11 protein-coding genes are annotated in these 13,768 nt (G+C 43.3%); 3 read left to right on the plus strand and 8 right to left on the minus strand.

Annotated features, from left to right (window positions below):
- Positions 1-19: 19 nt before the first annotated feature.
- The 3 genes from JXR92_RS16750 to JXR92_RS16760 all read right to left on the minus strand — a co-directional run bounded on the left by JXR92_RS16750 (position 20) and on the right by JXR92_RS16760 (position 6,094).
- Positions 20-3,157 (minus strand): GH92 family glycosyl hydrolase, encoded by a 3,138-nt coding sequence (locus JXR92_RS16750; RefSeq protein ID WP_226791213.1) that lies wholly within the window; start codon positions 3,155-3,157, stop codon positions 20-22.
- A gap of 72 nt (positions 3,158-3,229) precedes the next feature.
- The gene (locus JXR92_RS16755; RefSeq protein ID WP_117600496.1) at positions 3,230-4,333 is read right to left on the minus strand and encodes an ROK family protein; all 1,104 of its coding nucleotides are present in this window, start codon (positions 4,331-4,333) and stop codon (positions 3,230-3,232) included.
- A 33-nt stretch (positions 4,334-4,366) separates the two neighbouring features.
- Positions 4,367-6,094, minus strand: a complete 1,728-nt coding sequence (locus tag JXR92_RS16760; RefSeq protein ID WP_117600497.1) for a class I mannose-6-phosphate isomerase — start codon at positions 6,092-6,094, stop codon at positions 4,367-4,369.
- Positions 6,095-6,251: 157 nt separating this feature from the next.
- Between JXR92_RS16760 and JXR92_RS16765 the strand changes: the two genes are divergently transcribed.
- The gene (locus JXR92_RS16765; protein ID WP_117600498.1) at positions 6,252-6,980 is read left to right on the plus strand and encodes a GntR family transcriptional regulator; all 729 of its coding nucleotides are present in this window, start codon (positions 6,252-6,254) and stop codon (positions 6,978-6,980) included.
- Between the two features lie 36 nt (positions 6,981-7,016).
- Positions 7,017-8,255, plus strand: coding sequence for a GTP-binding protein (locus JXR92_RS16770; RefSeq protein ID WP_117600499.1), 1,239 nt, complete (start codon positions 7,017-7,019; stop codon positions 8,253-8,255).
- 95 nt (positions 8,256-8,350) lie between these two features.
- On the opposite strand, the gene JXR92_RS16775 is transcribed toward JXR92_RS16770, so the two are convergent.
- From JXR92_RS16775 to JXR92_RS16795, 5 genes are all read right to left on the minus strand, one after another.
- Entirely contained in the window at positions 8,351-10,555 is a 2,205-nt protein-coding gene (locus JXR92_RS16775; RefSeq protein ID WP_138345824.1) for a beta-N-acetylglucosaminidase, read from the minus strand.
- A gap of 133 nt (positions 10,556-10,688) precedes the next feature.
- Positions 10,689-11,258, minus strand: a complete 570-nt coding sequence (nadD, locus tag JXR92_RS16780; RefSeq protein WP_117964144.1) for a nicotinate (nicotinamide) nucleotide adenylyltransferase — start codon at positions 11,256-11,258, stop codon at positions 10,689-10,691.
- A 25-nt stretch (positions 11,259-11,283) separates the two neighbouring features.
- Complete coding sequence (locus JXR92_RS16785; RefSeq protein WP_117600501.1) at positions 11,284-11,520, minus strand: hypothetical protein; 237 nt, start codon at positions 11,518-11,520, stop codon at positions 11,284-11,286.
- A complete protein-coding gene (gene gmk, locus JXR92_RS16790; RefSeq protein WP_117600502.1) occupies positions 11,517-12,080 on the minus strand; it encodes a guanylate kinase in 564 nt (187 codons plus the stop codon). Before gmk ends, JXR92_RS16785 begins: the two co-directional genes overlap by 4 nt.
- Before the next feature lie 10 nt (positions 12,081-12,090).
- Complete coding sequence (locus tag JXR92_RS16795; protein ID WP_057281641.1) at positions 12,091-12,975, minus strand: YicC/YloC family endoribonuclease; 885 nt, start codon at positions 12,973-12,975, stop codon at positions 12,091-12,093.
- Positions 12,976-13,066: 91 nt separating this feature from the next.
- Here JXR92_RS16795 and tsaB point away from each other — a divergent pair, with 91 nt between their 5' ends.
- A complete protein-coding gene (tsaB, locus tag JXR92_RS16800) occupies positions 13,067-13,759 on the plus strand; it encodes a tRNA (adenosine(37)-N6)-threonylcarbamoyltransferase complex dimerization subunit type 1 TsaB (RefSeq protein ID WP_117600503.1) in 693 nt (230 codons plus the stop codon).
- Positions 13,760-13,768: the final 9 nt, after the last annotated feature.

A 13,768-nucleotide genomic window follows, 5' to 3' on the forward strand; every position in this document is an offset into this window, starting at 1 on the left:
AAGACGGTAGACACTAACATTATTTATTTTCCGAGCATGGAGCAATCCCCCATGACTTATTCGGTTTATCACCCATTTCCAGTATCAATTCTCCACCTTTTAGCAATTCTGCAGCGGGGAAATAGAAACGTTCCAACTTCTCACCATTCAGAGTGGCACTCTGAACGTACTTATTTTTTCTGGATACATTTTTAGCCTCAATTGTAAATGTTTCACCACGATTATAGCGTTTGCCCAAATCAATAACCACTTTCTCATACAATGGACTGGCAATTTCATAAATAGGTTCGACACTGCAACCGCCATCAGTCTGAAACAGTCCCAAAGCCGCCATCACAAACCAAGCACTCATCTGGCCCTGATCTTCGTCACCCAAATAGGCATTGGCAACGCCACAACCATAATATCTATCAATAATGGAACGGGACCATTTTTGTGTCAGCCAAGGTTTATTGGCCCAATTGAACAAGAAAGCAAAATGCATGGACTGCTGGTTGCCCTGAACCACCGGATAATCCCAATATTGGTCATTGGGAGCATTGTATCTCCAAGGTTCACTTACTTCAAAACCCCAGTTCAGACGATCCACAAATGATTTTTCTCCCATTATGTCAATCAAGGCCGGTACATCCTGAGGCACAAAGTAGCTAAGCTGCCAAGAATTACCTTCTACATAGTGGTGATTACGTCCGGTTTGAAATGCATCAAAATCAGGGATAAAGTTACCGACCGAATCACGCATGTGAGCATATCCATTTTCCGGATTAATAGCATTTTTCCACCAATATCCGCGATCATTGAATGTAGCATATTCCGAGAATTTACCTAATGCTTTCGCCATCTGTCCCACAGTCCAATCATCGTAAGAATACTCCAATGTATTAGAAAAACGTCCCAATTCAATAGGTACGTATTTATATTTCATATAAGACACCAAATCGCGATTACCGGCAAAACCACCTGCAACATGTGTAGCTGGAGTAGTCTGCATTTTTTTCATGGCTTCAAATGCCTTTTCCACATCATAATCACGAATACCCATCTGATAGGTAGATACCATCTGTGGAATTTCGTGTTCGGCCACCATTACCGGAATATATTCCATTCCGGCAGGACCTTTTGCCAACCACCCGTTTGCATCGTACAATGCCAACTGAGAGTTCACCCATTTGGAGCTCCATTCGGGTGTCACTAAATTCCAGAACTGATTCAAATTCCAGAAAGTGTTCCAAAAAGCATCACATCCTAAAGCTACATGTTCAGGATTTGTAAATTTACGTACCTTTTCGTCCGGAGACACCCATTCGCCATTCACATCACTCCACAAATTTCGGCAAAGTGCACGATACATATTAGTGTAAAAGCGCACCTTCTCCAGACGGTCATAGGTAGTTATATCCAGACGGTTGAAAATACCATTCCATACATCTTTCTGATTTTGCACTACCGCATCAAAATCCCAACCAAATCTATCAGAGATTTCCTTTTGCAGATTTTCAGAAGCATTTGAAATACTCACCAACGAAATACCGGCACGAGCCTGCACCACCGGATGCTTTTTCGTATCAAATTCGACATAAAGTCCTGCATCTTTCAAGTTCTTACCCAATATATGGCCTCCATCCAATATTTGCTTATTCTTCCAGCCACCTACTTTCTTAATCGGTGCATCAAACTCTATTACGAAGTTCACTACATATTCCTGATCAGCGTCATTACTCCACACATAAGGACGAGGAGAAATCTGATGAGAGCGTCCCTCAATTCTATAATCACTTACCTTCTTAATATCTACATCCAGCAGATTATAATCATATTCAGCTTGCACATGAAGGTCAATCATTACACGTCCATCTTTATCTTTCGGGAAGGTATATTTCTGGAAACTTGCTCTTTCTGTAGCTGTCACCTCCGCCCAGATTTCTGTATCGGTCAAGAAGACCTTATAATATCCTAACGGAGCTTCTTCTGTCCTCTTGTCAATACGCGAACGGTAACCTTCATCTGGACGGAACTGATCGCCAACCTGAGTAAACAACTTGCCGTTAGTAGGCATTAACCCTAATCCGCCCATTGTCCACTCATGGATATGACTGAAACAACCCAAAGTTTCAAAAGTTGGTTGATAACCGGCCTGCCAGCCCATATTTTGATTGTCCGGACTCAGCTTCACCATACTGAAAGGCATCCAAGGTCCCGGTGCAATCATCCATCGAGAATGTGCCGTACCTATTTTGGTATCTACATAGTCGGCAAATGTCTGTATCTTTTGCGGAGAACGTATAATAATACCCTTTTCCAGCAATTGTCCATCTACAAACACTTGATATTCACTCTTTCTACTTTTTTTCACAGCAGGCATAGGTACTTCAAATACATAACGTGCCGTGTCCAACTGCGCAGAAAAAACATCTATACCGTCTAATTTTACACTCAATTTCGGGTTACCGGATAGATGCTCTACATCAACCAATAAAGGCTGTATTTTTGCTCCATCCATTTCCATTTCATATTCTGCCGGAGCCACATTGCGCAAGAAAGCATATTCATTATTCTTTTCCAGAACAAGTTCGTCAGCACCTTCCAAACGTATCTGATCGAAAACAATCCAGCCCCCTTCAAGAACAGAAACAGTGACCATATTTCCACCTTTTTTCAAATCATCGGCTGAAATTGGAAATTCAAGAATTTGTTCCTTGGCATCTTGAAGATTACCCTCCAGTACTCCTTTCGAATGCCCTTTAATTTCAAACTTCTTTTCGGCAGAATTCACCATAACTTTAACCACCGAACGGCTCGGATTGGCATCCACCAAGTCTACCACCAATTTCCATTTGCCATGTTTCGGCAATTTTTTAATGCCAAACAATATATTTGCATCATGAGTTCTCCAACCGGAAGTACTCCATGTACCTCCCCAAGTATCATCAGGCCCTGGCAACACATAAGGGAAATCATTTTTGTCAACAGAAGTCCCCACTAAAAAGTAACGATCTTCATAACCAAAATCATGAGCCAGGAACTTTTTATACTCAGAAGGGCCCAAAGCCAGTTCTGTTCCGGAATTATCCGCAACGCCAATTTGCCATACCACTTTTGCAGCAGTTGCACACATAGCGCAACAAGCAACGATAAAAAAAGATATTATTTTTTTCATATTCATAATGAGTCTTATTATTTTTTGTTATCCGTGAAAACAATCTTATCTACTTAAAAAGCAAACTAACCCTTATATCTTCTTGTCTATCTGTTGTAAAGCAAAAGCATATGCTCCCAGTGCAATAGCCTTGTTTGCTCCCAAAGTTGAAATCGCCACCCCTATACGTTTAGTACAATCATAGGATACTTTCTTGTCAGTAAAAGGTACCTCAACCCAAGAACTTGTATCTTCTAAAAACTTCTTATATTCGTCCGGCTCCATCAAATTACAAACTTCCATCTGCAGACAATCGAAATCCCGTCCGGAGAAAGTCGATATGGAACGACGCATTTCACGCATCATACCTGGCAGAATATATTTAGCTGCACCGGCAACTCCTCCTCCTATAACCACCATCCCATCTACAATATGAAGTGCACTGACAATGGCAGCACCCGCCATTTCACCTAATTCATCAAAACTCCGCACAGCCGCTTCACGATTCCCCGTGAGTATGCCCTCGGCAATGTCATATATATCCTTTGGAGTCAGATTATCAACCGCCTCACCGCTCAGTTCTCCGTACACACGGCGTACTGCACGGATACTGACACTTTCTTCGGCTATCAAGTCGGTATATTTTTTATTCCTCATAATCCAGACATCACCACCACAGCCGTTATCACCGGCCAGCAAACAATTATCAATCACCACTCCCGCTCCAAAACCGGTTCCCAACGTAATGCCTAACAAGTTTTTATAACGTTTAGGATTACCGGCAGCCTTAAGTTCCTCATTAATGGAAGGTAATATTCCGGCCAACGCTTCACCGTAAGCAAACAAGTTACCATCGTTATTTATATATACCGGAATACCAAATTCTTCTTCCAGAAAAGCTCCCAAAGCCACACCTCCACGAAAAACCGGAAAGTTCGGTAAATCGCCTATCACACCATTCTTATAGTCTGCTGGACCAGGAAATGCAAAACTGATAGCTACCGGCTCATTTTCCAATTGTCTTTTCACTGCAGAAAAGCCTTTTTTCAAAACAGTCAGACATCCATTCAAATTGTCCGAAACCGCTGGCAAACAAATAGTTTCCACAATATTCTGATTTCCCCGGATAGCTGAAAAAACGAAATTCGTGCCTCCTGCATCCAAGGTCATTACTGTACGTTGGTCATGTCTATACATATTATATCAGATTTAATTAATACCATTTTCCGGTTAAAACCTCACATAAGCCTTGATGGTTCCACACTCTTTTCCCACAGACTTGCCACAAGGAGTTATTGTATATTCACCCACACTTGCCGGAACTATGAAGGTTTCAGCATAATGTACCACAAATGGTTTAAAAGCGTTTGTCGGACTTTCAACAACCACTTCTTCACCTTCCACCAAATTCAGTACATTCACACTATTATTCGTATGATGTGTAACAGATTTGGAGAACCAGTGACGGCGTGTTTCAATGAATTCATTCGGGTGTAATCCAGTACGCTCCTCGCTCCATCCTTCTCCTTCGGCAATCTGAGTGAAATGATTTGCCAGATATTCTTTTACATATTCCGTATTACGTTTCCAGTCTATTACTTCTTTACCTCTTTCCACATTAATGGGGCGCGGTTTGCCATCCAACCCCAAACGTTGCCAATCCCAGAGTTTGAATGTAAACAAATTGGGTGTTGAGCTGATTTCCAATACAAGTGCCTCCGAACCTGAGCAATGCACCGTACCTCCCGGAATCAAATAATGATCATGTTTTTTAGCAGGCAGTTTATTTACATACTTTTCTGTATCGAAAACGATTTCACCTTTCTGAGCCTCACGCAAATCACGAATCATGTCATCTTTATTAATACCATTCTTCAAACCAAGATAGACCGAAGCTCCTTCTTTAGCATCCAGCAGATAATAGCTTTCGTCCTGAGTATAATACATACCAAAGTTTTCACGGATAAACTGTGTGGTAGGATGCACTTGTACACTCAAATTTCCACCACCTACCGTATCTAGAAAATCGAAACGAATCGGGAAATCCTTACCAAAACGCGCTTCTACCGGTTCACCTAAAAGCTCTCTAGATTTCAACAAAACCAAATCTACCGACGGCAATTCAAAACGTACACCGTTCACCTCAAAATAAAGACTATTCTCTTCGGGCACACAATCGAAACACCAACCATAATTTTCTTTTTCAGGATTTAATCCACACACTTCTTTCATCCATTGTCCGCCCCATGGTGCCGGGTCAAAGAAAGGCACTACGCGAAAAGGAGTCTTAATTGTTTCTTCTATTCCTTTAAAGAAAGTCTCCCTATCAATCATTCTCGGATCGTTTGCAATGTGCGTATCCAACCAGAAATCGGCTTTATCAAACAAGCCTTCCTTATACTTATCAAGAACTCTCCAATCATTAAAATACCCTCTCTTATATTGTAAAGACACAGCATCTTCACGATTATCCACTCCCAAAGCCTTTACTTCGTGAGCACGAAAACGCTGTTGTATCTCCCAACGGGCCATATCAACATACACCAGCGTTGCTTCTGCCTGAGCTATCATAGCAGCACCCGAACCGACCACAATCACTCTATCATTTGCCGCTACCTGCTTCCGGGCTACCTCCAGCTTACCTGCATCAAAGTAGTCTTTCAGAGATAGGTTCGTCACATAACCAAAAAGAACATCCTTTGTCATAAAACGTTCTGTCATTTCCTTAATCTCATTCTCCGGCTTCATCAAGTCACGTGTATTAATAAGTAAGGTAGGTGACAGCGATTTCAATTCATTTATAACTTCATCTTCACGCACTCCTGCATAGAGTTCAACAGCCAGTACCTTTCTACTCTTAAAGCACTCCATCAGTAAGGTATGAATATCATTCCATCCCCGAAGAATCGTTCCCGAAATCTTTGTAGAAGGGAACTTGTCGTAATTTACTTTTCTCATAATTATATATACTTGATTTTATTATATGTATGAACATACTGGTATTTTGTGCAAATATATACTCTTTAAAAATAAAATAAAAGAATCTTCTCATATTTTTTTGATAAAAAAAGAATTATCTTTGCAATATTAAAAAAATAACAGAAAAAGTATAACCATGAAATTAGACCCAAACTCAGAAAAACCTCTTCACATTCAAGCAGAAGAAGTGCTGAGAAAACTTATAGAATCAGAGGAATACAAAAATGGGAAACTTCTTCCCAATGAGGTTTTATTGTCTGAACAATTAAACATATCGAGAAATACACTTCGCCAAGCAATCAACAAACTGGTATTCGAGGGATTATTGGTCAGAAAAAAAGGGCATGGTACAAAGGCTGTAAAAAAAGGTATTATAGGAGGAGTAAAGAACTGGTTGAGCTTCTCACAAGAAATGAAAATGCTAGGTATCGAAATTAAAAACTTCGAATTGCATGTCAGTTTTAAGAAAGCATCCGAAGAAATATGTACCTTTTTCAATATAGACCCTGAAAAGGGAACAAAATGTATGGTATTGGAAAGAGTACGCGGTAATAAAGAATACCCTTTTGTCTCCTTCATCTCTTATTTCAATCCGAGTATACCACTGACCGGTGATGAGGACTTCACCCAACCTCTTTATGGAATACTTGAAAATAAATATGACATCATCGTAAAAACCAGTAAAGAGGAAGTATCCGCACGGTTGGCCGGAGAATATATCGCAGAAAAACTGGACATCAAATCCAGCGACCCTATATTAATAAGGAAAAGATTTGTTTATGATATCAATGGAACTCCCATTGAATACAATATAGGATACTATCGTGCAGACAGCTTTACCTACACCATAGAGGCAGAAAGATAAATATACAAGAAAGTTTAATCTATAACAGAAATGACTATGAATACAACAGAAATCCCCGTACTGCTGTTGACCGGTTATCTGGGTAGTGGCAAAACGACGTTGGTAAATCACATCCTTTCTAATAAACGTGGCATTAAGTTTGCCGTTATCGTCAATGACATAGGCGAGGTGAACATTGATGCAGACCTTATACAGAAAGGTGGCGTGGTGGGAAAGAAAGAGGAAAGTCTGGTAGCTCTACAGAATGGTTGTATCTGCTGTACGCTGAAGACAGACTTGATAGAGCAGATGTTCGAAATCATGAAGATGCAACGCTTCGACTACATAGTGATTGAGGCGAGTGGCATCTGTGAACCGGAGCCTATTGCCCAAACACTCTGCTCCATTCCTCATATGGGAGGAGCGTATACTAAATACGGTATTTGCCGCTTAGACTGCATTACCACCGTGGTGGACGCCTTACGTCTGCAAAGTGAATTTTCTTGCGGAGATGATTTGACACGCAAAGGCATTGATGAAGAAGATATAGAAAACCTCATCATTCAGCAGATTGAGTTCTGCAATATTATCCTGCTGAACAAAGCAGCAGAAGTACAGCCCGAAGAATTAAAACGTATCAAGCAGATTATCCGCACCTTGCAACCCGGTGCCGAAATTATAGAGTGCAACTATGCAGATGTAGACCTGGATAAGATTATCCATACCCACCTCTTTAACTTTGAGCGTGCCGCAACTTCTGCCGGATGGATTCGTGGCATAGAGCAACAAGTAAGCGAAGAGGAGGAAAAAGAGGCGCATTACCATCATGAAGAGGGTCATCATCACCATCACGAAGATGAACATCATCATGAAAGCGAACATCATCACGAGAAATGTCATCACCACCATCACGAAGGAGGTGAAGTAGAAGAATACGGTATTGGCACATTTGTCTACTACCGCCGTCCTGCATTCGACATTCATAAGTTCGACCACTATGTCGCTACCAAATGGCCCCGCAGCGTTATCCGCGCCAAGGGTGTCTGCTACTTCAGCCACAACCGCGACATGTCCTTCCTCTTTGAACAAGCAGGTATACAGAAGAAAATAACTGAAGCCGGACAATGGTATGCCACCGCTCCCGAAGAAGACATGATAGAACTGATGCGCCAAGAACCGGGATTGCTAAGAGACTGGGACGAACAATACGGCGACCGCATGCTGAAGATAGTATTCATCGGACAAAATATGGATAAAGAGCAAATCATCCGCGACTTGGACAAATGCCTTGAATAACTTCCTAAAAAAGTGCTCCCCGTCATTCCGATCTTAAGAACAACGGGGAGCATCGTCCCACGCGCGTAACTCTATTTTAAGAATCAGGAACCATATCAATTCTCCGTAAAACGGAACATTTTGAAATACACCTTCTGCTCTGTGTCGGATACATTCACCAACCTCATCTTCGCAACACTCAACTCCTTGAGAGATGCCTTCACCTGCGTTCTGTATCCCGGTTTCAAATCCACCGCCTGCCAGTTTGTGCCATCCGAAGTTACTTCCAGTTTAAACTTCGAATCAGTAACCTCCGCATCTCCCAAATCGATAAGCACCGAACTCAACTGGCGGGCATAATCCATCGAAATGGTCAGCACACCGCCTGCCTGCCAGTTGATGACTTCATTGGACGGAATAATTGTATTCACCTTTCCCTTCTGCTGAATAGGAAGCGAAGCCAACTGATTCACGTCGCTCTTCAACGTGTAGGGAGAATAAACAGCCTTTGTATCAAGCCCGGCATGGAACGCTGCATTATAGCCCGTTGTCGCCGCTTCGAACAAAGCATTGAAAGTAGGCATCAGATGCAAGCTGCCGCTCTTTATGCCCGCTTTATATTGGGCATCCGTCTCACCCATCAGCACCAGCAGGGCGCGGGCGTGTTCGTAGCTACCTATAAATGCATCCTTCTGCTGGCGCAGGCGTATCATGTTCAGCACCTCCGCACCATACTCTCCCACTTGTTTGAACTGAATGAGCCAAGGCCTTATTTCAGTTATCAACGGACGATTCTCATTTCCCGATGCAAGCAATCCATCAGCGGCAACGATTATCTTCCGGCATTCCTCAGCTACCTGCCGATAGGCATCTTCATCTATCTCGTTTTTCTCTTGATAAGCTTTCAACAAGGCAGAGAGAGCAGGCTGAATGGCAACGGACTCTTCACGGCGGAAACGATGTCCATTCTGTCCCGGGTCGGAATTATGAGCAGCGAAGATTTCCAAATATTCGGCATGAAGTGGCATAAGGTCTCTGACTGCATGTTTCCAAGAAGTTTCACTATCATAATTCTCCATATTCCAAGTATAATCAGCTACACTGTACAGAGAGATTTTGGAAGCCTCGGCATGTTCCATCGGATTGGAAACAAAAGCAGACATATCATCTTTTATATCAAGCCCGTTTCCATAAACCGGCCCTAGCAGCAAATGGTCTTGTACATAATCCGAAACGGGGAAATTCCACCAAATGTACGCCTTACGTTTCAGCAGCGGATTGACGAAGTCCAGCGTAGACTTATCTATAGTAGCAACTACCATATCACCGGTCCACATCACCTTGATACCCTCGTTCAACTTATCACCAAGCGTAGTGAGATAGCCTCCTTCTACATCGGTCCATGACTTGTTGTACTCTGTGGGACACAATATCAATGGTGCAACATCCCGCTTGACTTTTACAAAATGGTCGTCAATATAGTTCAACAGTTCAGCCTGCTTGTCCGCCTTTGTCCCTTCACCCGAAATATCATCAAAGAAAACGGCAAAACCACGCACACCCAACTGGTACATGCTTTCGAACTTCTGCAACAATAACGAGCGGTCTTCTTCATTCCAGCGAATATCCTGACCCGGATGAATGGCCCAATAGAAAATGACATTGTTCTCCTTCGCCCTATTTACCAATACCTTCAGTTGTTCTCCTTCTTGGGCAGGATAAGGCTTGCGCCAGTTGGGAGTCCGGTGATAAGGGTCGTCTTTCGGTCCATAGATATAGACATTCATTTTGTTCCGACCATAAAAATCAAGCTGGCGTATACGCGCCTCCTGACTCCAAGGAGCACCGTAAAACCCTTCCACCACACCCCGATAGGGAACATCGGGATAGTCCGTCACTTCAGCCAAAGGCAGCTTACCCAAAGCAAGCAACTGCGCAAGAGTCTGTACACCATAGTACGCTCCCCGCTCGTCAGCACCGGCTATGACGATGCAGTCTTTTTCTATTTTCAGGAAATAACCTTCGGATTTGCGTGGAATCCTATGTTGGTATTTCTTAATAATCTTATCTCCTTTCACTCCTATATATACACGGAAAGAAGCGCCAAGCACCTCTTCCGGCATCAATGAACGGAGTAAAGGCAACGCAGGTCCGTCCTGCACGGAATTGCCGGAAAGGATCTGGTATTGTTGGGGAATATCAACAGAATCTTTTTGCGTAATATATTCTTGGGGAGTAGGTTGCAAATGAAATTCTTGCGCACAAAGCGTCGCTGTCGTCAACATACCGAATGCTCCCAGTAATAGTAATTTTTTTCTCATAAGCGGATTATTAAATTAAGGAATATCTATGTATTAAGAAAACTCTTCCATGCATTCAAGGTTGATACGTTCAAAAATAAGAAATAAATATGAAAACACGTACAAATACAGACATTTATTTCAGTTTAAAGATTCATTTATTCTGCATCCGTTTGAGTTCATCGCACACTGCCGGATGCAGGAAGTAGCGTACATCTTTTCCCTCCTCCATGGCTCGACGGATAAAAGTGGAGCTGATTTCGAATACCGGAGAAGAAACAGTCCGTACATTCTGCGGTAAAGAGGCAGTCTCTACCGGATAGCCGGGACGAGGATAAACCAGAAGATGATTTTCGGCAATAATGCGTTCCGACTCGTACCAACGGTGGAACAGCTTCCAGTTGTCCGAACCAATAACAAGATGGAAAGTGTGTTGGGGATAAGTCCGTTTCAGCGCGTCCAACGTATGAACAGTATAAGAAGGCCGAGGCAGATGGAATTCAAAATCGGAAGCGCGAAACTTGGGATAACCCTCGGTGGCTAGCTGCACCAGCTTCAAACGTAACTTGTCATCCATCAGATCGTTTTCTTCCTTCAGCGGATTGTGGGGGGTGACCATAAACCACACTTCATCCAGGTCCCCGTATTCGCAAAGATAGTTGGCGAGGGCCAAATGTCCGATGTGTATCGGGTTGAATGAGCCGCTGAAGATTCCTATATCCACTATTCTATTAATTTAAACAAGAAAATCACAAAGGGTGTCCTTTCAACGCACGCCAGGCAGTCCATGAATTGACAGCCGTCACCACAGCAATAAGAAACATCGGAATGCTTGTCCGAGATTCCTGATAATGTATATACAAGATACCGACAACAAGGGCACAAAGAAATAAGATGCAGTTAATAATCAGCAATGCCCTATTGAGCTTCGGATTATTCTTCTTTTTCGGTGCCAACTGGTTATGCAGTCCTCCATTTTGCTTCATGAGTTCAAAAATTGAGTAATCACTTTCAAGGCTTCCGCTTTAGCTGTTTCCAAGTCATCATTCACAATCACCGTATCAAATCTCGATGCAAAGCCCAATTCATATTCGGCTTTCGCCACGCGACTCTCTATCACTTCGGGAGCATCTGTTCCGCGTCCTACCAGGCGCTTGCGCAATTCCTCCACCGAAGGCGGTTGAATGAAAACAGACAATGCACGTTCACCATAGAATTTCTTAATATTGCAACCACCCACTACATCCACATCGAACACAACATTCTGCCCGGCAGCCAATTGTTTTTCCACCTGCTCCTTCAGTGTCCCGTAAAAACGGTCCTGATACACCTCTTCATACTCCAAGAATTCATCATTGGCTATGCGGTGGCGGAATTCATCGGGAGTCAGAAAGAAATATTCCACTCCATCTTCCTCCGTTCCGCGAGGCGGGCGACTGGTTGCCGAGATGGAAAATGAGAGATTCAGATTCTGAGTCAGCAGATAGTTGATAATCGTCGACTTTCCGGAACCCGAAGGGGCTGAAAATATGATAAGTTTTGCCATGAAATTTAAATCACATTACATTCAATACTTGTTCCTTGATTTGCTCCAGTTCATCCTTCATCTGAACGACAATCTTCTGCATCTCCGCATGATTGGACTTACTGCCCAAGGTATTGATTTCACGTCCCATCTCCTGAGCGATGAACCCTAACTTCTTGCCTTGGCCGGTTCCGGTTTCCAGCGTATTGATAAAATATTTCAGATGATTGCCAAGACGCTGTTTTTCTTCGTTCACATCCAGCTTTTCGATGTAGTAGATGAGCTCCTGCTCCAGGCGGTTCTTGTCATAATCCACACTCAAGGTCTTTTCCAGTGCATCTGTAATACGTTCCTTCACTTTGGCTACACGCTCTTTCTCATAGGGAGCGATAGTCTCCAACAGATGGGAGATGTTGGAGATCTTCTCACGGAACTTCTTTTCAAGGGCAGCTCCTTCCTGCTTACGGAAGTCCACCAGCGCACCGACAGCCTTTTCCACAGCCGAATAAACCACAGCCCATTCTTCCTCACTCAGTTCCTGCGTTTCATTCTTGGTCATCACATCCGGCATGCGGAGCAACGTGGCAAACCAGTCCGTCGCATCCGGCACAGGTATTCCTAGATTTTCTGATATAGCACAAATCTGCTTGTAATATCCCTCCACCAATGTCTGGTTGATGGGAGTGGCGCTTTCCGCACTCTCTTTCTTTTCTATCCAAAGACTGAAATCCACCTTTCCGCGTTCCAGTTTCCGTGATATTTCATTACGGATTTCCATCTCCTTCTCACGATAAAGCGGAGCAATGCGGGCAGATAAGTCCATTGCCTTACTATTGAGCGACTTTATTTCAACGTTGATTTTCTTATCAGGCAGTTCGACGGTTGCTTTGCCGTAGCCTGTCATGGATTGTATCATAATGTTATAGTTTTGCGCAAAATTACACGATTATTTTAATTAGTGAAAATAATCACGTAAATTTGCCACAATAAAATCAAGAATAAAAGTTATGTCATGTATCTTGCATATTGAAACGTCCACTTCTACCTGCTCCGTAGCCGTGAGCGAGGACGGACAGAACGTTTTCAAGAAAGAGGACCTGAATGGCCCTTCACACGCCGTTTCATTGGGAGTCTTTGTGGACGAGGCGCTATCCTTTGCCGATAGCCATGCCATGCCGTTGGATGCAGTCGCCGTAAGCTGCGGCCCAGGTTCGTATACCGGGTTGCGTATCGGCGTGTCAATGGCAAAAGGTGTCTGCTATGGACGTAACCTGCCACTAATCGGACTGGAAACCCTGAAAGTTCAGTGTGTACCGGTATTACTCTACCACGATGAGCTACCCGACGACGCACTGCTCTGTCCCATGATTGACGCCCGCCGCATGGAAGTCTATGCTGCCATCTACGACCGTGCCTTGAAACCGGTGCGCGACATTGCAGCCGATATTGTGGACGAAAACTCCTACCTGGAATTCTTAGAGCGACATCCCGTCTATTTCTTCGGTGACGGTGCGGCCAAATGCAAAGAGAAAATCACGCATCCCAATGCACACTTCATCGACGGCATCCGCCCGCTTGCCAGCATGATGTTCCCGTTGGCAGAAAAGGCAACAGCCGAACAAGATTTCAAGGATGTGGCCTATTTCGAACCCTTCTATTTGAAGGAATTCGTAGCCGGCACGCCAAAGAAACTTATTTAGGGTTTAGCG

It is taken from the genome of Bacteroides parvus, assembly GCF_017309675.2.
Taxonomy (GTDB): domain Bacteria; phylum Bacteroidota; class Bacteroidia; order Bacteroidales; family Bacteroidaceae; genus Bacteroides; species Bacteroides uniformis.

What these genes read in the sequence shown, in the direction of transcription:
- gmk (WP_117600502.1), bottom strand. Translation starts at nt 12,080, where the DNA reads ATGGCAAAACTTATCATATTTTCAGCCCCTTCGGGTTCCGGAAAGTCG.
- tsaB (WP_117600503.1), top strand. Translation starts at nt 13,067, where the DNA reads ATGTCATGTATCTTGCATATTGAAACGTCCACTTCTACCTGCTCCGTA.
- JXR92_RS16770 (WP_117600499.1), top strand. Translation starts at nt 7,017, where the DNA reads ATGAATACAACAGAAATCCCCGTACTGCTGTTGACCGGTTATCTGGGT.
- JXR92_RS16785 (WP_117600501.1), bottom strand. Translation starts at nt 11,520, where the DNA reads ATGAAGCAAAATGGAGGACTGCATAACCAGTTGGCACCGAAAAAGAAG.
- JXR92_RS16795 (WP_057281641.1), bottom strand. Translation starts at nt 12,975, where the DNA reads ATGATACAATCCATGACAGGCTACGGCAAAGCAACCGTCGAACTGCCT.
- JXR92_RS16750 (WP_226791213.1), bottom strand. Translation starts at nt 3,157, where the DNA reads ATGAAAAAAATAATATCTTTTTTTATCGTTGCTTGTTGCGCTATGTGT.
- JXR92_RS16755 (WP_117600496.1), bottom strand. Translation starts at nt 4,333, where the DNA reads ATGTATAGACATGACCAACGTACAGTAATGACCTTGGATGCAGGAGGC.
- JXR92_RS16765 (WP_117600498.1), top strand. Translation starts at nt 6,252, where the DNA reads ATGAAATTAGACCCAAACTCAGAAAAACCTCTTCACATTCAAGCAGAA.
- JXR92_RS16775 (WP_138345824.1), bottom strand. Translation starts at nt 10,555, where the DNA reads ATGAGAAAAAAATTACTATTACTGGGAGCATTCGGTATGTTGACGACA.
- JXR92_RS16760 (WP_117600497.1), bottom strand. Translation starts at nt 6,094, where the DNA reads ATGAGAAAAGTAAATTACGACAAGTTCCCTTCTACAAAGATTTCGGGA.